The organism is Phocaeicola dorei, from assembly GCF_013009555.1.
In the GTDB taxonomy this organism is placed as follows: domain Bacteria; phylum Bacteroidota; class Bacteroidia; order Bacteroidales; family Bacteroidaceae; genus Phocaeicola; species Phocaeicola dorei.
The window spans coordinates 4,898,768-4,915,219 of sequence record NZ_CP046176.1 but is presented as its reverse complement, the minus strand read 5'-3'; the positions used below and the strand labels follow the sequence as shown (position 1 = coordinate 4,915,219).

The 16,452-nt window shown below is 38.7% G+C and carries 32 protein-coding genes; all 32 read left to right on the top strand.

The features are described from left to right. Positions 1-75 precede the first annotated feature (75 nt). Positions 76-381, top strand: coding sequence for a 30S ribosomal protein S10 (rpsJ, locus tag GKD17_RS20165; RefSeq protein WP_002558075.1), 306 nt, complete (start codon positions 76-78; stop codon positions 379-381). A gap of 21 nt (positions 382-402) precedes the next feature. After that, entirely contained in the window at positions 403-1,020 is a 618-nt protein-coding gene (gene rplC / locus GKD17_RS20160; RefSeq protein ID WP_005844847.1) for a 50S ribosomal protein L3, read from the top strand. Beyond that, positions 1,020-1,646: a 50S ribosomal protein L4 gene (gene rplD / locus GKD17_RS20155; protein WP_007838944.1), complete on the top strand. Its 627-nt coding sequence runs from the start codon at positions 1,020-1,022 to the stop codon at positions 1,644-1,646. The genes rplC and rplD overlap by 1 nt, the downstream gene beginning before the upstream one ends. Positions 1,647-1,667: 21 nt before the next feature. After that, the gene (gene rplW / locus GKD17_RS20150) at positions 1,668-1,958 is read left to right on the top strand and encodes a 50S ribosomal protein L23 (RefSeq protein WP_007838943.1); all 291 of its coding nucleotides are present in this window, start codon (positions 1,668-1,670) and stop codon (positions 1,956-1,958) included. Between the two features lie 5 nt (positions 1,959-1,963). After that, a complete protein-coding gene (gene rplB, locus GKD17_RS20145; RefSeq protein ID WP_005844853.1) occupies positions 1,964-2,785 on the top strand; it encodes a 50S ribosomal protein L2 in 822 nt (273 codons plus the stop codon). Positions 2,786-2,807: 22 nt separating this feature from the next. Continuing rightward, positions 2,808-3,077, top strand: a complete 270-nt coding sequence (gene rpsS / locus GKD17_RS20140; protein WP_002558070.1) for a 30S ribosomal protein S19 — start codon at positions 2,808-2,810, stop codon at positions 3,075-3,077. A gap of 36 nt (positions 3,078-3,113) precedes the next feature. Next, positions 3,114-3,524, top strand: a complete 411-nt coding sequence (rplV, locus tag GKD17_RS20135) for a 50S ribosomal protein L22 (RefSeq protein WP_005844856.1) — start codon at positions 3,114-3,116, stop codon at positions 3,522-3,524. Positions 3,525-3,530: 6 nt separating this feature from the next. After that, entirely contained in the window at positions 3,531-4,262 is a 732-nt protein-coding gene (rpsC, locus tag GKD17_RS20130; protein ID WP_005844858.1) for a 30S ribosomal protein S3, read from the top strand. Positions 4,263-4,283: 21 nt separating this feature from the next. Then, positions 4,284-4,718: a 50S ribosomal protein L16 gene (rplP, locus tag GKD17_RS20125; protein WP_005844860.1), complete on the top strand. Its 435-nt coding sequence runs from the start codon at positions 4,284-4,286 to the stop codon at positions 4,716-4,718. Positions 4,719-4,724: 6 nt separating this feature from the next. Continuing rightward, positions 4,725-4,919, top strand: a complete 195-nt coding sequence (gene rpmC / locus GKD17_RS20120) for a 50S ribosomal protein L29 (protein ID WP_005844862.1) — start codon at positions 4,725-4,727, stop codon at positions 4,917-4,919. Between the two features lie 11 nt (positions 4,920-4,930). Continuing rightward, complete coding sequence (gene rpsQ / locus GKD17_RS20115) at positions 4,931-5,188, top strand: 30S ribosomal protein S17 (RefSeq protein WP_005844864.1); 258 nt, start codon at positions 4,931-4,933, stop codon at positions 5,186-5,188. A gap of 2 nt (positions 5,189-5,190) precedes the next feature. After that, the gene (gene rplN, locus GKD17_RS20110) at positions 5,191-5,556 is read left to right on the top strand and encodes a 50S ribosomal protein L14 (RefSeq protein WP_005844866.1); all 366 of its coding nucleotides are present in this window, start codon (positions 5,191-5,193) and stop codon (positions 5,554-5,556) included. A gap of 20 nt (positions 5,557-5,576) precedes the next feature. Continuing rightward, positions 5,577-5,900, top strand: coding sequence for a 50S ribosomal protein L24 (rplX, locus tag GKD17_RS20105; protein WP_007838941.1), 324 nt, complete (start codon positions 5,577-5,579; stop codon positions 5,898-5,900). After that, positions 5,900-6,457 carry a 50S ribosomal protein L5 gene (gene rplE / locus GKD17_RS20100; protein WP_005844870.1) on the top strand — a complete coding sequence of 186 codons (558 nt, stop codon included), beginning with the start codon at positions 5,900-5,902 and terminating at the stop codon, positions 6,455-6,457. The genes rplX and rplE overlap by 1 nt, the downstream gene beginning before the upstream one ends. Positions 6,458-6,463: 6 nt before the next feature. Next, complete coding sequence (gene rpsN, locus GKD17_RS20095) at positions 6,464-6,763, top strand: 30S ribosomal protein S14 (RefSeq protein ID WP_005844872.1); 300 nt, start codon at positions 6,464-6,466, stop codon at positions 6,761-6,763. Positions 6,764-6,820: 57 nt separating this feature from the next. Next, the gene (gene rpsH / locus GKD17_RS20090; protein WP_005844874.1) at positions 6,821-7,216 is read left to right on the top strand and encodes a 30S ribosomal protein S8; all 396 of its coding nucleotides are present in this window, start codon (positions 6,821-6,823) and stop codon (positions 7,214-7,216) included. 14 nt (positions 7,217-7,230) lie between these two features. After that, the gene (gene rplF, locus GKD17_RS20085; RefSeq protein WP_007838939.1) at positions 7,231-7,800 is read left to right on the top strand and encodes a 50S ribosomal protein L6; all 570 of its coding nucleotides are present in this window, start codon (positions 7,231-7,233) and stop codon (positions 7,798-7,800) included. Between the two features lie 21 nt (positions 7,801-7,821). Next, a complete protein-coding gene (gene rplR, locus GKD17_RS20080; protein ID WP_005844882.1) occupies positions 7,822-8,163 on the top strand; it encodes a 50S ribosomal protein L18 in 342 nt (113 codons plus the stop codon). 6 nt (positions 8,164-8,169) lie between these two features. After that, the gene (rpsE, locus tag GKD17_RS20075) at positions 8,170-8,685 is read left to right on the top strand and encodes a 30S ribosomal protein S5 (protein ID WP_007838936.1); all 516 of its coding nucleotides are present in this window, start codon (positions 8,170-8,172) and stop codon (positions 8,683-8,685) included. 9 nt (positions 8,686-8,694) lie between these two features. After that, positions 8,695-8,871, top strand: a complete 177-nt coding sequence (gene rpmD, locus GKD17_RS20070; protein ID WP_007838934.1) for a 50S ribosomal protein L30 — start codon at positions 8,695-8,697, stop codon at positions 8,869-8,871. Between the two features lie 30 nt (positions 8,872-8,901). Continuing rightward, positions 8,902-9,348, top strand: coding sequence for a 50S ribosomal protein L15 (gene rplO / locus GKD17_RS20065; protein WP_005844889.1), 447 nt, complete (start codon positions 8,902-8,904; stop codon positions 9,346-9,348). A 4-nt stretch (positions 9,349-9,352) separates the two neighbouring features. Next, positions 9,353-10,699 carry a preprotein translocase subunit SecY gene (gene secY, locus GKD17_RS20060; protein WP_005844891.1) on the top strand — a complete coding sequence of 449 codons (1,347 nt, stop codon included), beginning with the start codon at positions 9,353-9,355 and terminating at the stop codon, positions 10,697-10,699. Between the two features lie 10 nt (positions 10,700-10,709). After that, positions 10,710-11,507 carry a type I methionyl aminopeptidase gene (map, locus tag GKD17_RS20055; RefSeq protein WP_007838932.1) on the top strand — a complete coding sequence of 266 codons (798 nt, stop codon included), beginning with the start codon at positions 10,710-10,712 and terminating at the stop codon, positions 11,505-11,507. A gap of 1 nt (position 11,508) precedes the next feature. Beyond that, the gene (gene infA / locus GKD17_RS20050) at positions 11,509-11,727 is read left to right on the top strand and encodes a translation initiation factor IF-1 (protein ID WP_002558052.1); all 219 of its coding nucleotides are present in this window, start codon (positions 11,509-11,511) and stop codon (positions 11,725-11,727) included. 14 nt (positions 11,728-11,741) lie between these two features. Further along, positions 11,742-11,858, top strand: coding sequence for a type B 50S ribosomal protein L36 (gene ykgO / locus GKD17_RS20045; RefSeq protein WP_002558051.1), 117 nt, complete (start codon positions 11,742-11,744; stop codon positions 11,856-11,858). A gap of 33 nt (positions 11,859-11,891) precedes the next feature. Beyond that, positions 11,892-12,272 carry a 30S ribosomal protein S13 gene (rpsM, locus tag GKD17_RS20040; RefSeq protein WP_007838931.1) on the top strand — a complete coding sequence of 127 codons (381 nt, stop codon included), beginning with the start codon at positions 11,892-11,894 and terminating at the stop codon, positions 12,270-12,272. A gap of 11 nt (positions 12,273-12,283) precedes the next feature. After that, the gene (rpsK, locus tag GKD17_RS20035) at positions 12,284-12,673 is read left to right on the top strand and encodes a 30S ribosomal protein S11 (RefSeq protein ID WP_005844897.1); all 390 of its coding nucleotides are present in this window, start codon (positions 12,284-12,286) and stop codon (positions 12,671-12,673) included. A 116-nt stretch (positions 12,674-12,789) separates the two neighbouring features. Further along, a complete protein-coding gene (gene rpsD, locus GKD17_RS20030) occupies positions 12,790-13,395 on the top strand; it encodes a 30S ribosomal protein S4 (RefSeq protein WP_005844899.1) in 606 nt (201 codons plus the stop codon). A gap of 11 nt (positions 13,396-13,406) precedes the next feature. Then, positions 13,407-14,399: a DNA-directed RNA polymerase subunit alpha gene (locus GKD17_RS20025; protein ID WP_005844902.1), complete on the top strand. Its 993-nt coding sequence runs from the start codon at positions 13,407-13,409 to the stop codon at positions 14,397-14,399. A 3-nt stretch (positions 14,400-14,402) separates the two neighbouring features. Then, positions 14,403-14,891 (top strand): 50S ribosomal protein L17, encoded by a 489-nt coding sequence (rplQ, locus tag GKD17_RS20020; RefSeq protein ID WP_007838929.1) that lies wholly within the window; start codon positions 14,403-14,405, stop codon positions 14,889-14,891. 413 nt (positions 14,892-15,304) lie between these two features. Then, positions 15,305-15,730 carry a hypothetical protein gene (locus GKD17_RS20015; protein WP_007838928.1) on the top strand — a complete coding sequence of 142 codons (426 nt, stop codon included), beginning with the start codon at positions 15,305-15,307 and terminating at the stop codon, positions 15,728-15,730. Positions 15,731-15,847: 117 nt separating this feature from the next. Then, positions 15,848-16,387, top strand: a complete 540-nt coding sequence (locus GKD17_RS20010) for a hypothetical protein (protein ID WP_007841170.1) — start codon at positions 15,848-15,850, stop codon at positions 16,385-16,387. The last annotated feature ends 65 nt before the right edge of the window (positions 16,388-16,452 follow it).

Genomic DNA, 16,452 nt, shown 5'->3' with positions numbered 1-16,452 from the left:
GCAGGGGCAACGGGTTAGCGAATGACTCTTAATCCGGCCCCACTTTATATTTAATCATTTTTAATTTAAAATCTAATGAGTCAAAAAATTAGAATTAAACTGAAATCTTACGATCACAACTTGGTAGACAAGTCTGCTGAAAAGATCGTTAGAACAGTGAAGGCAACAGGTGCTATTGTTAGCGGTCCTATTCCATTGCCTACACACAAGCGTATTTTCACGGTAAACCGTTCGACTTTCGTTAACAAGAAGTCACGTGAACAGTTTGAATTGTCTTCTTACAAGAGATTAATCGACATCTATAGCTCAACAGCTAAGACAGTAGACGCTCTGATGAAGTTAGAATTACCGAGTGGAGTTGAAGTAGAAATTAAAGTTTAATGCATTTAAAAATTAACTGAAATGCCAGGATTATTAGGAAAGAAAATCGGAATGACATCCGTTTTCAGTGCTGATGGTAAAAATGTACCATGCACTGTTATCGAAGCTGGTCCTTGTGTAGTTACTCAGATTAAGAGTGTTGAGAAAGACGGCTATGCGGCTGTTCAGGTAGGTTTCCAGGACAAAAAGGAAAAACATACTACCAAACCTTTGATGGGGCACTTTAAAAAAGCTGGTGTAACTCCGAAGAGACACTTGGCCGAGTTCAAAGATTTTGAAACAGAATTGAATTTGGGAGACACTATTACAGTGGAATTATTCAATGATGCAGCTTATGTTGACGTTGTTGGTACTTCTAAAGGTAAGGGCTTCCAAGGTGTAGTTAAAAGACATGGATTTGGTGGGGTAGGTCAGACTACTCATGGTCAGCACAACCGCGCTCGTAAGCCGGGTTCTATCGGTGCATGTTCTTACCCTGCAAAAGTATTCAAAGGAATGCGTATGGGTGGCCAAATGGGTGGTGACCGCGTTACTACACATAACTTACAGGTATTAAAAGTGATTCCGGAACACAATCTTCTTTTGATTAAAGGTTCGGTACCGGGTTGCAAAGGTTCAATCGTAATAATTGAGAAATAATGGAAGTTAACGTATTAAATATTAAAGGTGAAGACACCGGAAGAAAGGTTACGTTAAACGAATCTATCTTCGGAATTGAACCCAATGACCACGCTATCTATTTGGACGTTAAGCAGTTTATGGCTAACCAACGTCAGGGAACTCATAAATCTAAAGAAAGAAGCGAAATCAGCGGTTCTACTCGTAAATTAGGTCGTCAGAAAGGTGGTGGCGGTGCTCGTCGTGGTGATATCAACTCTCCGGTATTGGTGGGTGGTGCTCGCGTATTTGGTCCTAAACCTCGTGACTATTGGTTTAAGTTGAATAAAAAAGTTAAGACATTGGCCCGCAAGTCGGCATTGTCTTATAAAGCTCAAGAAAACGCAATTATTATTGTTGAAGACTTTACATTTGAAGCTCCAAAAACTAAGGATTTCGTTTCTATGGTAAATAATCTTAAAATTACTGACAAAAAGTTGCTTCTCGTTTTGCCGGAAGCTAATAAAAATGTATATTTGTCAGCTCGTAACATCGAACGTGCTAATGTGGCAATTGCTTCTGCATTAAATACTTACAATGTATTGAATGCTGAAACTCTTGTTGTTACAGAAAACTCGCTCAAGGCTATCGAGAATATCTTATCTTAATTTAAAAAGGAGGCTTAGATAATGGGAATTATTATTAAACCGTTGGTTACTGAGAAAATGACTGCAATTACCGAGAAGTTAAATCGATTCGGTTTTATTGTACGTCCTGAAGCTAACAAGTTGGAAATTAAGAGTGAGATTGAAGCTTTGTATAATGTTACAGTAGTAGATGTAAATACGCTAAGATACTCGGGAAAGAGTAAAAGCCGTTACACTAAGTCTGGAATCATCAATGGTCGTACGAATGCTTATAAGAAAGCTATCGTAACATTGAAAGAAGGCGATACTATTGATTTTTATAGCAATATTTAATAAAGATGGCAGTACGTAAATTTAAGCCCACAACACCGGGGCAAAGACATAAAATTATTGGTACTTTTGAAGAGATTACTGCATCGGTACCAGAAAAGTCTCTTGTATTTGGAAAGCGCTCAACAGGTGGTCGCAACAACGTTGGTAAAATGACAATGCGCTATATGGGCGGTGGTCACAAGAGAAAATACAGACTTATCGATTTCAAGAGAAACAAAGACGGTGTACCCGCAGTTGTTAAAACTATAGAATACGATCCGAATCGTTCGGCTCGTATTGCTTTGCTGTTTTATGCTGATGGTGAAAAGAGATATATTATTGCTCCTAATGGATTGCAAGTTGGTAGCACATTGATGTCTGGAGCGAATGCAGCGCCTGAGATTGGTAACGCACTTCCGCTTGAAAACATCCCCGTTGGTACTGTAATTCATAATATTGAATTGCGTCCGGGTCAAGGTGCAGCTTTGGTGAGATCAGCTGGTAATTTTGCTCAGTTAACTTCAAGAGAAGGCAAGTATTGTGTGATTAAATTGCCTTCAGGTGAGGTAAGACAAATACTTAGTGCTTGTAAGGCTACTATTGGTAGCGTTGGTAACTCTGATCATGGATTGGAGTCTTCCGGTAAGGCAGGTCGTACTCGTTGGATGGGGCGTCGTCCTCGCAACCGTGGTGTTGTTATGAATCCTGTTGATCACCCGATGGGTGGTGGTGAAGGACGTGCTTCAGGAGGTCACCCAAGATCACGTACAGGCTTGTATGCTAAGGGCTTGAAGACAAGAGCTCCGAAGAAACAGTCTTCTAAGTATATTATTGAGAGAAGAAAGTAATAACTGATTAATTGAGTAAATTATGAGTCGTTCATTAAAAAAAGGTCCATATATTAACGTTAAACTTGAAAAGAAAGTGCTTGCTATGAATGAAAGCGGCAAGAAGGTTGTCGTTAAGACTTGGGCTAGAGCTTCAATGATCTCGCCTGATTTTGTAGGGCACACAGTTGCAGTTCATAACGGAAATAAATTTATTCCTGTTTACGTTACAGAAAACATGGTAGGACACAAATTGGGTGAATTTGCACCGACACGTACATTCCGCGGCCATGCAGGTAATAAGAAAAAATAAGCAGGATAATCTGAAGAAATAATAAAGTAATAAATAATGGGAGCAAGAAAAAAAATATCGGCTGAAAAAAGAAAAGAAGCCCTTAAGACCATGTATTTTGCAAAATTGCAAAATGTTCCTACCTCTCCGCGGAAAATGCGTCTCGTGGCTGACATGATTCGTGGTATGGAAGTGAACCGTGCACTGGGTGTCTTGAAGTTTTCTTCTAAAGAAGCTTCTGCAAGAGTGGAAAAACTGTTGCGCTCTGCTATTGCTAACTGGGAACAGAAAAACGAACGTAAGGCAGAAAGTGGCGAATTGTTTGTAACAAAGATTTATGTTGATGGTGGTGCAACACTGAAAAGAATGCGTCCGGCTCCGCAGGGAAGAGGTTACAGAATTCGTAAACGTTCAAATCACGTGACTTTGTTCGTTGATTCTAAGAGTACTAATGATAATCAAAATTAAGACTAGATGGGACAGAAAGTTAATCCGATAAGCAACCGTTTAGGAATTATCAGAGGATGGGATTCTAATTGGTACGGTGGCAATGATTATGGTGATGCTTTGTTGGAAGACAGCAAAATCCGTAAATATTTGAATGCCAGACTTGCAAAAGCCAGCGTTTCAAGAATTGTTATAGAACGTACACTGAAATTGGTGACAATCACAGTTTGTACAGCGCGTCCAGGTATTATCATTGGTAAAGGTGGTCAGGAAGTTGACAAACTGAAAGAAGAGTTGAAGAAAATCACGGACAAAGATATTCAGATCAATATCTTTGAGGTGAAGAGACCTGAGTTGGATGCTGTTATTGTAGCTAATAATATCGCTCGTCAGGTAGAAGGTAAGATTGCCTACCGCCGTGCCATCAAGATGGCTATCGCTAACACAATGCGTATGGGCGCTGAGGGTATCAAAGTGTTGATTTCAGGACGTTTGAATGGAGCAGAAATGGCTCGTTCTGAAATGTATAAAGAAGGAAGAACTCCGTTGCATACTTTCCGTGCAGATATTGACTACTGTCATGCAGAAGCTTTGACTAAAGTTGGTTTGCTGGGTATTAAAGTATGGATTTGCCGTGGTGAAGTGTATGGTAAGAGAGAATTAGCGCCCAACTTTACTCAGACTAAAGAAAGCGGTCGCGGTGGAAACGGCAACAATAACGGTGGTAAGAACTTCAAAAGAAAGAAAAACAATCGCTAACGGATTTGAATTTTAGGAATTATGTTACAACCGAAAAAGACAAAATTCAGAAGACAGCAGAAGGGCAGTCAGAAAGGAAATGCTCAAAGAGGAAACCAATTGGCTTTTGGATCATTTGGTATTAAATCTTTGGAGACTAAATGGATTACAGGTAGACAAATTGAAGCTGCACGTATTGCGGTAACAAGATATATGCAACGTCAAGGACAGATTTGGATCCGTATTTTCCCGGACAAACCTATTACTCGCAAGCCTGCTGATGTGCGTATGGGTAAAGGTAAAGGTGCTCCTGAAGGTTTCGTTGCTCCGGTTACCCCGGGACGTATTATTATCGAGGCAGAAGGTGTTCCTTATGAGGTAGCTAAAGAAGCTTTGCGTCTTGCAGCACAGAAGCTTCCTGTTACTACTAAGTTTATAGTTAGACGTGATTACGATGCTCAAAATCAAAATGCTTAATTTATTATGAAGATTGCAGAAATTAGAGAAATAGCTACCAATGAATTGGCAGAAAGAATTGAAGCTGAAGTAGCCAATTACAATCAGATGGTTTTAAATCATTCTATCTCTCCGCTGGATAATCCTGCACAGATTAAAAAGTTACGCAGAACGATTGCGCGTATGAAGGCAGAATTGCATCAGAGAGAACTTAACAAATAATAATGGTCCTCATGGAAGCTAGAAATTTAAGAAAAGAAAGAACAGGTGTTGTAGTAAGCAATAAGATGGATAAGACCATTACTGTTGCTGCTAAGTTTAAAGAAAAACACCCTATTTATGGTAAATTCGTTTCTAAAACGAAAAAATACCATGCTCATGATGAAAAGAATGAATGTAATGTAGGTGATACAGTACACATCATGGAAACTCGTCCTTTGAGCAAAACTAAGAGATGGAGATTGGTTGAAATAATTGAAAGAGCTAAGTAATTATGATACAAGTAGAATCCAGACTTACAGTGTGTGACAACAGTGGCGCTAAAGAAGCTCTTTGTATCCGCGTATTAGGTGGTACAAAGAGACGTTACGCTTCTGTAGGGGATGTCATTGTAGTTTCTATCAAGAGTGTAATCCCCTCTAGTGATGTTAAAAAAGGTGCAGTATCAAAGGCTTTAATTGTACGTACTAAGAAAGAAATCCGTCGTGCTGATGGTTCTTATATTCGTTTTGATGATAATGCTTGCGTATTGTTGAATAATGCAGGTGAAATTAGAGGAAGTCGTATTTTTGGCCCTGTTGCAAGAGAATTGCGTGCTGCAAACATGAAAGTGGTATCACTTGCACCTGAAGTACTTTAATTTTGTAAAAGATTTAAGTAATGAGTAAATTACATATAAAAAAAGGCGATACAGTTTACGTAAACTCTGGTGAAGATAAAGGTAAAACTGGCCGTGTGCTGAAAGTTCTTGTTAAAGAAGGACGTGCACTTGTAGAAGGTATCAATATGGTATCGAAAAGTACCAAACCTAATGCAAAGAACCCTCAGGGTGGTATCGTGAAGCAGGAAGCTGCTATACATATCTCAAACTTGAATGTGGTTGATCCTAAAACAGGCAAGCCAACACGTGTGGGAAGAAGAGAAAGTTCTGATGGTAGAACATTTGTTCGTTATGCTAAAAAATCAGGAGAGGAGATTAAATAATGAGTAATACTGCTAGCCTTAAGAAAGAATATGCAGAGCGCATTGCGCCTGCATTGAAGAATCAGTTCCAATATTCTTCAACAATGCAGATCCCCGTACTTAAGAAGATTGTTATTAATCAAGGATTGGGTATGGCTGTTGCTGACAAGAAGATTATTGAAGTTGCTATTAATGAGTTAACAGCAATTACGGGTCAGAAAGCTGTTGCAACAGTTTCACGTAAAGATATCGCTAACTTTAAGTTGCGTAAGAAAATGCCGATTGGCGTAATGGTGACTTTGCGTCGTGAAAGAATGTATGAGTTCCTTGAAAAACTTGTTCGTGTTGCTTTGCCACGTATTCGTGACTTTAAAGGTATCGAAAGTAAGTTCGATGGAAGAGGTAATTATACATTGGGTATTCAGGAACAAATCATTTTCCCTGAAATAAATATCGATAGTATTACTAAAATTCTCGGAATGAATATTACCTTTGTAACTTCTGCTCCGACAGATGAAGAAGGTTATGCTTTGTTGAAGGAATTTGGTTTACCGTTTAAAAACTCAAAAAAAGATTAATATATTATGGCAAAAGAATCAATGAAGGCTCGTGAAGTAAAAAGAGCCAAACTTGTAGCCAAATATGCTGAAAAACGTGCTGCGTTGAAAAAGATTGTCAACTCAGGTGATCCTGCTGAAGCTTTTGAAGCTGCTCAGAAATTACAGGCTATTCCTAAGAATGCTAATCCTATTCGTTTGCACAACCGTTGTAAATTGACCGGTCGTCCTAAAGGTTATATTCGTCAGTTCGGGATTTCAAGAATTCAGTTCCGCGAAATGGCTTCTAATGGTTTGATCCCGGGCGTTAAGAAAGCAAGCTGGTAATTCTTTTTATTTTTAAATATTGTCAGGGTAGTCCTGATTAATTTAATTTATTATTATATGACAGATCCAATCGCAGATTATCTCACCAGATTGAGAAATGCAATTAGTGCAAAGCACAGAGTAGTAGAAGTGCCTGCCTCAAATTTGAAAAAGGAAATCACTAAGATCCTTTTCGACAAAGGCTACATTCTGAACTACAAGTTTGTAGAAGATGGTCCTCAAGGAACTATCAAAGTGGCTTTGAAGTACGACTCAGTAAACAAAGTAAATGCTATTAAGAAACTTATTAGAGTTTCCACTCCGGGTTTACGTAAGTATACGGGTTACAAAGACATGCCGAGAGTTATTAATGGTTTAGGTATTGCTATAATATCTACTTCCAAAGGTGTAATGACTAACAAAGAAGCTGCTGAACTGAAAATTGGTGGTGAAGTTCTTTGTTATGTATATTAATAGGAGGATAAGCAATGTCAAGAATAGGAAAATTACCCATTAGTATTCCCACTGGAGTAACAGTTACTCTGAAGGATAATGTAGTTACTGTAAAAGGTCCTAAAGGCGAACTTAGCCAATTTGTTGATCCTTCTATCAATGTTGCAATTGAAGATGGACATGTGATGTTGACAGAAAACGAAAACGAGATGTTGGATAACATAAAACAAAGACATGCTTTTCACGGCTTGTATCGTTCTTTGGTTAACAACATGGTTATTGGTGTTTCTGAAGGTTATAAGAAAGAACTGGAACTTGTCGGTGTAGGTTACCGTGCTTCAAACAATGGTAATATTATTGATTTCGCTTTGGGTTATACTCATAATATCTTTATGCAGTTGCCTCCTGAAATCAAGGTAGAAACTAAGTCAGAAAGAAATAAGAACCCTCTTATTATATTGGAATCTTGTGACAAACAACTGCTTGGTCAGGTTTGCTCAAAAATACGTTCTTTCCGTAAGCCGGAACCTTATAAAGGTAAAGGTATTAAGTTTGTTGGCGAAGAAATTCGTAGAAAGTCTGGTAAGTCAGCCGGTGCTAAATAATTTACATAAAATTGTATTATCATGACAACAAAATTAGAAAGACGAATCAAGATCAAATATAGAGTACGCAATAAGATTTCAGGTACTACTGAACGTCCGCGTATGAGTGTGTTTAGAAGTAACAAGCAGATTTACGTTCAAGTTATCGATGACTTGTCTGGTAGAACTTTGGCTGCAGCTTCATCTTTGGGAATGGAAGCTATGCCTAAGAAAGAACAGGCTGCTAAAGTTGGTGAACTGATTGCTAAGAAAGCTCAGGAAGCTGGTATTACGACTGTCGTATTCGACCGTAATGGTTACTTGTATCATGGGAGAATAAAAGAAGTAGCTGACGCTGCTCGTAACGGTGGACTTAAATTTTAATCAATTATGGCAGTTAATAATAGAGTTAAGATAACTAACGATATAGAGTTAAAAGACAGATTGGTTGCTATCAACCGTGTTACAAAGGTAACAAAGGGTGGTAGAACATTCAGCTTTTCTGCAATTGTCGTTGTTGGAAACGAAGACGGTATTATTGGTTGGGGCCTTGGTAAAGCAGGTGAAGTAACAGCTGCTATTGCTAAAGGCGTTGAAGCAGCTAAAAAGAACTTGACTCGTGTTCCTGTATTGAAAGGTACAGTTCCTCATGAACAGTCGGCTAAATTTGGCGGCGCTGAAGTATTCATCAAGCCGGCTTCTACCGGTACTGGTGTGGTAGCAGGTGGTGCGATGCGTGCTGTTTTGGAAAGTGTGGGTATTACAGATGTTTTGGCTAAGTCAAAAGGTTCTTCTAATCCGCACAACTTGGTAAAAGCTACTATTTTAGCTTTGGGTGAGATGAGAGATGCCCGTATGGTTGCTCAGAACAGAGGCGTAAGTATGGAAAAAGTATTTAGAGGATAAGGAGGAATTATGTCAACTATTAAGATTAAACAAATAAAAAGTAGAATTGGTGCTCCTGCTGATCAAAAAAGAGTACTCGATGCGCTGGGACTTCGCAAGATGAATCGTGTGGTTGAGCACGAAGAAACTCCTTCTATTCTGGGAATGGTTGAAAAGGTAAAACACCTGGTTGCCATCGTTAAGTAATTCATTGTTAATAAAAAAACTAATTACGATATGAATTTAAGTAATTTAAAACCTGCAGAAGGATCTACAAAGACTAGAAAAAGAATTGGCCGTGGCCCCGGATCTGGTTTGGGTGGTACTTCTACAAGAGGTCATAAAGGTGCTAAATCAAGATCAGGTTATTCAAAGAAGATTGGTTTTGAAGGCGGACAGATGCCTCTTCAACGTCGTGTTCCGAAGTTTGGTTTTAAGAATATTAACCGTGTAGAATATAAAGCTATTAACCTTGAAACTATTCAGAAATTGGCTGAAGCTAAGAATCTGACTAAGGTAGGTATGAATGACTTTATTGAAGCTGGTTTCATTTCTTCTAATCAATTGGTAAAAGTACTAGGTAACGGTAGTTTGACTACTAAGCTTGATGTGGAAGCTAATGCTTTTTCAAAGAGTGCGGTAGCTGCAATCGAAGCTGTTGGTGGTAATGCAGTAAAACTCTGATTCAATGAGAAAATCTATTGAAACATTAAAGAATATATGGAAAATTGAGGATCTGAGACAAAGGATCCTCATTACTATATTATTTGTTGCAATTTACAGGTTTGGTTCTTACGTGGTTCTGCCAGGTATTAACCCTGCTATGTTAACTCAGTTGCATAAACAAACGAGTGAAGGTTTGTTAGCCTTGTTAAACATGTTCTCTGGAGGAGCGTTTTCTAATGCATCTATTTTTGCATTGGGAATCATGCCATATATCTCGGCATCAATTGTAATTCAGCTTTTGGCGATTGCTGTTCCCTACTTTCAGAAAATCCAGCGTGAAGGTGAAAGTGGTAGAAGAAAAATCAATCAGTATACCCGTATATTGACAATTGCAATTTTGGTTTTCCAAGCTCCCTCATACTTGCTTAACCTTAAGATGCAAGCCGGACCATCACTTAATGCTTCATTAGATTGGACATTCTTTATAATTACTTCTACCATCATTTTGGCAGCTGGAAGTATGTTTATTCTGTGGCTTGGAGAAAGAATAACAGATAAAGGGATAGGTAATGGTATATCATTCATCATTTTGATAGGTATTATTGCCCGTCTGCCACAATCTTTATTCCAGGAGTTCGTTTCTCGTTTGGCTTCTCCGGGTGCAGGTGGTATCATCATGTTTTTGTTGGAAATAGTATTTTTGTTGTTCGTTATTGCAGCAGCAATTTTGCTGGTTCAAGGCGTCCGCAAAGTTCCCGTGCAATATGCAAAACGTATTGTAGGAAACAAACAATATGGTGGTGCAAGACAATATATTCCTTTAAAGGTGAATGCTGCGAATGTAATGCCTATCATCTTTGCCCAGGCAATCATGTTTATCCCTATTACATTGGTAGGTTTCTCAAATGCTGCAACCGCAAGTGGTATTGTACGTGCATTTGTAGATCATACTAGCTTCTGGTATAATTTTGTTTTTGCAATATTGATTATTGTGTTTACATACTTCTATACTGCAATAACAATTAATCCTAACCAGATGGCAGAAGATATGAAGAGAAATAATGGTTTTATTCCGGGAATAAAACCAGGTAAGAATACAGCTGAGTATATAGATGCGATTATGTCTCGTATTACTCTGCCGGGTTCTATATTCTTGGCTCTTGTAGCCATTATGCCTGCATTTGCTGGCATTTTTGGAGTAAAAGCTGAGTTCGCCCAGTTCTTTGGTGGTACATCCTTATTGATTCTTGTAGGTGTTGTATTGGATACACTCCAACAGGTAGAAAGTCATTTGTTGATGCGCCATTATGACGGATTGTTAAATTCTGGAAGAATCAAGGGGCGTGCTGGTAATGTTGCTGCATATTAATTAGTCTGAGATGATATTTCTTAAGACAGATGATGAGATAGAGCTGCTTCGTCAGAGTAACCTACTTGTAGGTAGGACTCTGGCTGAAGTTGCTAAATTGATAAAACCCGGTGTGACAACTAAGGAACTTGACAAGGTGGCCGAAGAGTTTATTAGAGATAATGGAGCTGTTCCTACTTTTAAAGGTTTTCCAAATCAGTATGGTGATCCCTTCCCCAGTACCTTGTGTACTTCGGTAAATGATCAGGTTGTACACGGTATTCCCAATGATACCCCTTTGAAAGAAGGTGATATTGTTTCTGTTGATTGTGGTACTTATATGAATGGTTTTTGTGGGGATTCAGCTTATACTTTCTGTGTAGGAGAAGTTGATCCTGAGGTCTTGAAACTTTTGAAGACAACAAAAGAAGCTTTATATTTAGGTATAGAGAATGCCATTCATGGAAGGCGTTTGGGTGATATAGGTTTTGCTGTCCAGCAACATTGCGAGGCTAATTCCTATGGTGTGGTGAGAGAATTTGTAGGTCATGGCATTGGAAAAGATATGCATGAAGATCCGCAGGTACCCAATTATGGAAAAAGAGGATATGGCACTCTGTTGAAAAAGGGTATGTGCATTGCCATCGAACCGATGATAACATTGGGTTCCCGCCAAATAGTAATGGAAAGAGATGGATGGACAGTGCGTACACGCGATAGGAAATGTGCCGCTCACTTTGAGCATACAGTTGCAATAGGAGTTGGGAAGGCAGATATTTTGTCCTCATTTGAATATGTCGAACAAGTATTAGGAGATAAAGCAATTTAATATGGCAAAGCAATCCGCAATAGAACAAGATGGAGTTATAGTTGAAGCATTGTCTAATGCAATGTTTCGTGTTGAGCTAGAAAACGGGCATGAGATTACTGCTCATATCTCTGGCAAGATGAGAATGCATTACATTAAAATATTACCCGGGGATAAGGTCAGAGTAGAGATGTCTCCTTATGACTTATCTAAAGGAAGAATCGTTTTTAGATACAAATAAAAAAGAAATAAGATATGAAAGTAAGAGCATCATTAAAGAAACGTACGCCGGAATGCAAAATCGTTAGACGAAATGGCCGTTTGTATGTTATTAACAAGAAAAATCCTAAGTATAAACAACGTCAAGGATAATTTATTATTTTTGCAAAAAAAATAATTTAGTATATGGCTATAAGAATAGTTGGTGTAGATTTGCCTCAGAATAAGAGAGGCGAGATTGCGTTAACCTATGTATATGGTATTGGACGCAGTAGTTCAGCAAAAATCTTGGATAAGGCTGGTGTTGACAGAGATGTGAAAGTGAAAGACTGGACAGATGACCAGGCTGCTAGAATTCGTGAAATCATTGGTGCTGAATACAAAGTAGAAGGTGATCTTCGTTCAGAAGTGCAATTAAACATTAAGCGATTAATGGATATTGGTTGCTATCGTGGTGTACGTCACCGTATTGGTCTGCCGGTTCGTGGCCAGAGCACTAAGAACAACGCTCGTACACGTAAGGGAAGAAAGAAAACAGTTGCAAATAAGAAAAAAGCTACTAAATAATAATTGTTGATATGGCAAAAAAAACAGTCGCAGCTAAGAAGAGAAATGTGAAGGTTGACGCTAATGGACAGTTGCATGTTCATTCTTCATTCAACAACATCATTGTATCTTTGGCAAATAGTGAAGGTCAGATTATCTCATGGTCTTCTGCAGGTAAGATGGGATTTAGAGGTTCTAAGAAGAACACTCCTTATGCAGCACAGATGGCTGCACAAGATTGCGCTAAAGTAGCGTTTGATCTTGGCCTGAGAAAGGTGAAAGCTTATGTAAAGGGTCCTGGAAACGGACGTGAGTCTGCTATCAGAACTGTTCACGGAGCTGGTATCGAGGTTACTGAAATTATTGATGTAACTCCGCTTCCACACAACGGTTGTCGTCCTCCGAAAAGAAGAAGAGTTTAATAGATAACCTATTTTTATATGTAACTTGATTTTGTTAATAATGGATTGCACTTCCTTTCTGTAATCGCGGCTGCAACAAATTAAGTTCATTAGTAACAATTAAATTAGAAAAAGAAATGGCTAGATATACTGGACCAAAATCAAGAATTGCCCGTAAATTCGGTGAAGGAATCTTTGGAGCAGATAAAGTTTTATCTAAGAAGAATTATCCTCCCGGACAACATGGTAACAACAGAAGAAGAAAGACTTCTGAGTATGGTGTCATGTTGGCGGAAAAACAAAAAGCTAAATATACTTACGGTGTGTTGGAAAAACAATTCCGTAACCTGTTTGAAAAGGCTGCAAGTGCTAACGGTATTACCGGTGAAATCTTGTTGCAGAGTTTAGAGGCTCGTCTTGACAACGTGGTGTTCCGTTTGGGTATTGCTCCGACTCGTGCTGCTGCCCGTCAGTTAGTAAGTCACAAGCACATTACAGTAGATGGAAAGGTAGTTAATATTCCTTCATTCTCTGTAAAACCCGGTCAGATTGTGGGTGTACGCGAAAGATCTAAATCTTTGGAAGTGATTGCTAATTCACTTGCAGGATTCAATCATAGCAAATATCCTTGGTTGGAGTGGGATGAAAGTTCTAAGGTAGGTAAGTTGTTACATATACCTGAAAGAGCAGACATTCCTGAAAACATTAAAGAACACTTGATCGTTGAATTGTACTCTAAATAATAATTAATTTCATGGCGATATTAGCATTTCAAAAACCTGATAAAGTATTAATGTTGGAAGCGGACTCCAGATTTGGAAAATTTGAGTTCCGTCCACTCGAACCCGGTTTCGGTATTACCGTAGGTAATGCTTTACGCCGTATTCTTCTTTCTTCATTGGAAGGATTTGCAATCAATACGATTAAGATCGAAGGTGTAGAACATGAGTTCGCATCTGTACCTGGTGTTAAAGAAGACGTGACCAACATTATCTTAAATCTGAAGCAAGTCAGATTTAAGCAAGTAGTAGAAGAGTTCGAAAATGAAAAGGTAAGCATTACCGTTGAGAATTCTAGTGAATTTAAGGCAGGTGATATAAGTAAGTATTTGACTGGATTTGAAGTGTTAAATCCTGAATTGGTTATTTGCCATTTAGATTCAAAAGCAACAATGCAGATGGACATTACTATTAATAAAGGTAGAGGGTATGTTCCGGCCGACGAAAACCGCGAATATTGTACCGATGTTAATGTAATTCCTATCGATTCTATTTACACACCGATACGTAATGTAAAATATCAGGTAGAAAACTTCCGTGTTGAACAGAAGACTGACTACGAAAAGCTGGTATTGGAAATTACTACCGATGGTTCCATTCACCCGAAGGAAGCTTTGAAAGAAGCCGCTAAAATATTGATTTATCATTTCATGTTGTTCTCTGATGAAAAGATTACTCTTGAAACATCCGATGTGGACGGCAATGAAGAATTTGATGAAGAAGTATTGCACATGCGCCAGCTGCTTAAGACTAAGCTTGTTGATATGGACCTCTCAGTTCGTGCCTTGAACTGCTTGAAAGCTGCCGATGTGGAAACATTGGGTGACTTGGTACAGTTCAACAAGACAGATCTGTTGAAGTTCAGAAACTTCGGTAAGAAATCGCTCACGGAGCTTGATGATTTGCTCGAGGGTCTGAATCTGTCGTTTGGGACCGATATCTCTAAATATAAATTAGATAAAGAATAAAAAATGAGACATAATAAGAAATTCAATCATTTAGGTCGTACTGCTTCTCATAGAAGTGCTATGTTATCTAACATGGCTTGTTCTTTGATCAAGCACAAAAGAATCACTACGACTGTTGCAAAGGCTAAAGCTTTGAAGAAATTCGTTGAGCCTTTAATTACAAAATCTAAAGACGACACAACTAATTCACGTCGTGTTGTATTTAGCAACTTGCAAGATAAGTTTGCTGTAACGGAGTTGTTCAAAGAAATCTCTGTAAAAGTAGCAGATCGTCCGGGTGGTTACACTCGTATCATCAAAACAGGTCATCGTTTGGGTGATAATGCTGAAATGTGCTTTATCGAATTGGTAGATTACGATGAAAACATGGCTAAGACTGCAACTGCTAAGAAAGCAACTCGTACTCGTCGTTCTAAGAAGAGTGCAGCCGCTACAGAAGCTCCTGCAGCATCGGCAGCTGAAACTACAGAGGAAGCCCCTAAAGCTGAATAATCTGTATATCATCATATATATAAAAGCCATAGCTATAAAAGCTGTGGCTTTTTTTTATTTTATGCCATGACCGGCAGTAATGAGAAAACAAGCTGAGAGCGCTTTCGTCCACATAAATATTACTTGTCCTGTTTACAAAAGTTTTGATATGAACGAAGCATACAGAACGAGAACAGCTTTTAGATTAAAGCCGGAATTAAGAACACTGAATAATTCCTTCAAAACCTTCATGGATAGATAACTGCCTGTATCTCAAAAAGAAATCATGAAGGAGTTGAGAGCTGATCCTTCATATCTTTTGATAATCCTTCAAATCTCCTTTAAAACAAAATACCTTTGATATTTGTTAATTATTGTATGAAATGAAACCTAAGAAGCTATTTATGTTATCTTTGTAACTCAAACAGTAAGCAATGAGAGGATTTGTAACAGTCATATTATTTTTTCTGTTTGCTTTGGCTTTTGCCAGAACAGAATATGTTGATGCAGTTCCAGCTGCGTTAATGACGGTATGTACTGTACAGAATACGGATACTACTCCGCAGGACTCCATCAATGAGGATAGTGTCATTCCCATGGATAGCAATAAGGGAATAGCAGATATGGAGTTTGGGGATGCTCATACTTTAGCACATCGTGTCAGTGCTTCTGCAGAGCGTATGTACCGTTTTTCCTCCATAGAGACTACCCAATTTATAAAGACTTTGTTGCGTAAGATGGCCGCCCGGATGGCCAGTCTTGCAAGCTGTCATACCCATGTGTATGCCTCTTCCCACTCCCTTCATTGGGATAGTGCTTGCGAGCACTATATCTTCGGTATGAGGCGTATTCTCATTTAGCTTTTATTCTTTTACCAATTTGTTTTTTCATGGTTCCGTCTTGTCGGTGATGGCGAGATGTGACCTTGGTATGAATTATTGTCTTTTTAATTAGTAAAGAATAAAATTTAAATTATTATGAGTAATACAGTTTCTACTGAAGCGACCTTATTTTCAACAACACATCCTGATGTCGTAAAACGTACTAGTATTTCTTCTGTTATCATATCCGCTATCCTTTGCGTGATAGGTGCAGGTGCATTTGCAACCTCTTTAAAGATGGGGGATTCCTCATCCACCATGAGTATGGTGTTTATGGCTGGTGGAACCATTTTGTTTCTGTGGGCCGTATTCCGCCTTTTCTGGCGAAGCAAGGAATGGGTATATGCACCTACCGGCAGTGTAGCTAAAGAAGGAGCCTGCTTCTTTGATGTATGCGATTTACAGGCTTTAACGGAAACGTTGGAGAAAAAAGGTTTTGAAACCAAGAATGACGTGAAAGTAAAGACAAACGGAAACGTACGTATGGACTATATGATTTCTCAGGATAAGAAATTCGTTGCGGCCCAGTTGTTCCGTTTCATCCCCTATACATACGAGCCTGCATCTTCTGTGTTTTATTTCACGGGAGACGATGCAAGTGCGTTTGTACATTGCTTGGAAACAAGTGAATTTTGATTTTCTATGACTCTTTATGTTATGAAATAAGGTGTGCCTGTGAAGGTCTGCTTTATTTGCTTAAG

Bases quoted from the DNA above. Each gene is read 5' to 3' on its own strand.
- rpsJ (WP_002558075.1), top strand. From the start codon at position 76: ATGAGTCAAAAAATTAGAATTAAACTGAAATCTTACGATCACAACTTG.
- rplC (WP_005844847.1), top strand. From the start codon at position 403: ATGCCAGGATTATTAGGAAAGAAAATCGGAATGACATCCGTTTTCAGT.
- rplD (WP_007838944.1), top strand. From the start codon at position 1,020: ATGGAAGTTAACGTATTAAATATTAAAGGTGAAGACACCGGAAGAAAG.
- rplW (WP_007838943.1), top strand. From the start codon at position 1,668: ATGGGAATTATTATTAAACCGTTGGTTACTGAGAAAATGACTGCAATT.
- rplB (WP_005844853.1), top strand. From the start codon at position 1,964: ATGGCAGTACGTAAATTTAAGCCCACAACACCGGGGCAAAGACATAAA.
- rpsS (WP_002558070.1), top strand. From the start codon at position 2,808: ATGAGTCGTTCATTAAAAAAAGGTCCATATATTAACGTTAAACTTGAA.
- rplV (WP_005844856.1), top strand. From the start codon at position 3,114: ATGGGAGCAAGAAAAAAAATATCGGCTGAAAAAAGAAAAGAAGCCCTT.
- rpsC (WP_005844858.1), top strand. From the start codon at position 3,531: ATGGGACAGAAAGTTAATCCGATAAGCAACCGTTTAGGAATTATCAGA.
- rplP (WP_005844860.1), top strand. From the start codon at position 4,284: ATGTTACAACCGAAAAAGACAAAATTCAGAAGACAGCAGAAGGGCAGT.
- rpmC (WP_005844862.1), top strand. From the start codon at position 4,725: ATGAAGATTGCAGAAATTAGAGAAATAGCTACCAATGAATTGGCAGAA.
- rpsQ (WP_005844864.1), top strand. From the start codon at position 4,931: ATGGAAGCTAGAAATTTAAGAAAAGAAAGAACAGGTGTTGTAGTAAGC.
- rplN (WP_005844866.1), top strand. From the start codon at position 5,191: ATGATACAAGTAGAATCCAGACTTACAGTGTGTGACAACAGTGGCGCT.
- rplX (WP_007838941.1), top strand. From the start codon at position 5,577: ATGAGTAAATTACATATAAAAAAAGGCGATACAGTTTACGTAAACTCT.
- rplE (WP_005844870.1), top strand. From the start codon at position 5,900: ATGAGTAATACTGCTAGCCTTAAGAAAGAATATGCAGAGCGCATTGCG.
- rpsN (WP_005844872.1), top strand. From the start codon at position 6,464: ATGGCAAAAGAATCAATGAAGGCTCGTGAAGTAAAAAGAGCCAAACTT.
- rpsH (WP_005844874.1), top strand. From the start codon at position 6,821: ATGACAGATCCAATCGCAGATTATCTCACCAGATTGAGAAATGCAATT.
- rplF (WP_007838939.1), top strand. From the start codon at position 7,231: ATGTCAAGAATAGGAAAATTACCCATTAGTATTCCCACTGGAGTAACA.
- rplR (WP_005844882.1), top strand. From the start codon at position 7,822: ATGACAACAAAATTAGAAAGACGAATCAAGATCAAATATAGAGTACGC.
- rpsE (WP_007838936.1), top strand. From the start codon at position 8,170: ATGGCAGTTAATAATAGAGTTAAGATAACTAACGATATAGAGTTAAAA.
- rpmD (WP_007838934.1), top strand. From the start codon at position 8,695: ATGTCAACTATTAAGATTAAACAAATAAAAAGTAGAATTGGTGCTCCT.
- rplO (WP_005844889.1), top strand. From the start codon at position 8,902: ATGAATTTAAGTAATTTAAAACCTGCAGAAGGATCTACAAAGACTAGA.
- secY (WP_005844891.1), top strand. From the start codon at position 9,353: ATGAGAAAATCTATTGAAACATTAAAGAATATATGGAAAATTGAGGAT.
- map (WP_007838932.1), top strand. From the start codon at position 10,710: ATGATATTTCTTAAGACAGATGATGAGATAGAGCTGCTTCGTCAGAGT.
- infA (WP_002558052.1), top strand. From the start codon at position 11,509: ATGGCAAAGCAATCCGCAATAGAACAAGATGGAGTTATAGTTGAAGCA.
- ykgO (WP_002558051.1), top strand. From the start codon at position 11,742: ATGAAAGTAAGAGCATCATTAAAGAAACGTACGCCGGAATGCAAAATC.
- rpsM (WP_007838931.1), top strand. From the start codon at position 11,892: ATGGCTATAAGAATAGTTGGTGTAGATTTGCCTCAGAATAAGAGAGGC.
- rpsK (WP_005844897.1), top strand. From the start codon at position 12,284: ATGGCAAAAAAAACAGTCGCAGCTAAGAAGAGAAATGTGAAGGTTGAC.
- rpsD (WP_005844899.1), top strand. From the start codon at position 12,790: ATGGCTAGATATACTGGACCAAAATCAAGAATTGCCCGTAAATTCGGT.
- GKD17_RS20025 (WP_005844902.1), top strand. From the start codon at position 13,407: ATGGCGATATTAGCATTTCAAAAACCTGATAAAGTATTAATGTTGGAA.
- rplQ (WP_007838929.1), top strand. From the start codon at position 14,403: ATGAGACATAATAAGAAATTCAATCATTTAGGTCGTACTGCTTCTCAT.
- GKD17_RS20015 (WP_007838928.1), top strand. From the start codon at position 15,305: ATGAGAGGATTTGTAACAGTCATATTATTTTTTCTGTTTGCTTTGGCT.
- GKD17_RS20010 (WP_007841170.1), top strand. From the start codon at position 15,848: ATGAGTAATACAGTTTCTACTGAAGCGACCTTATTTTCAACAACACAT.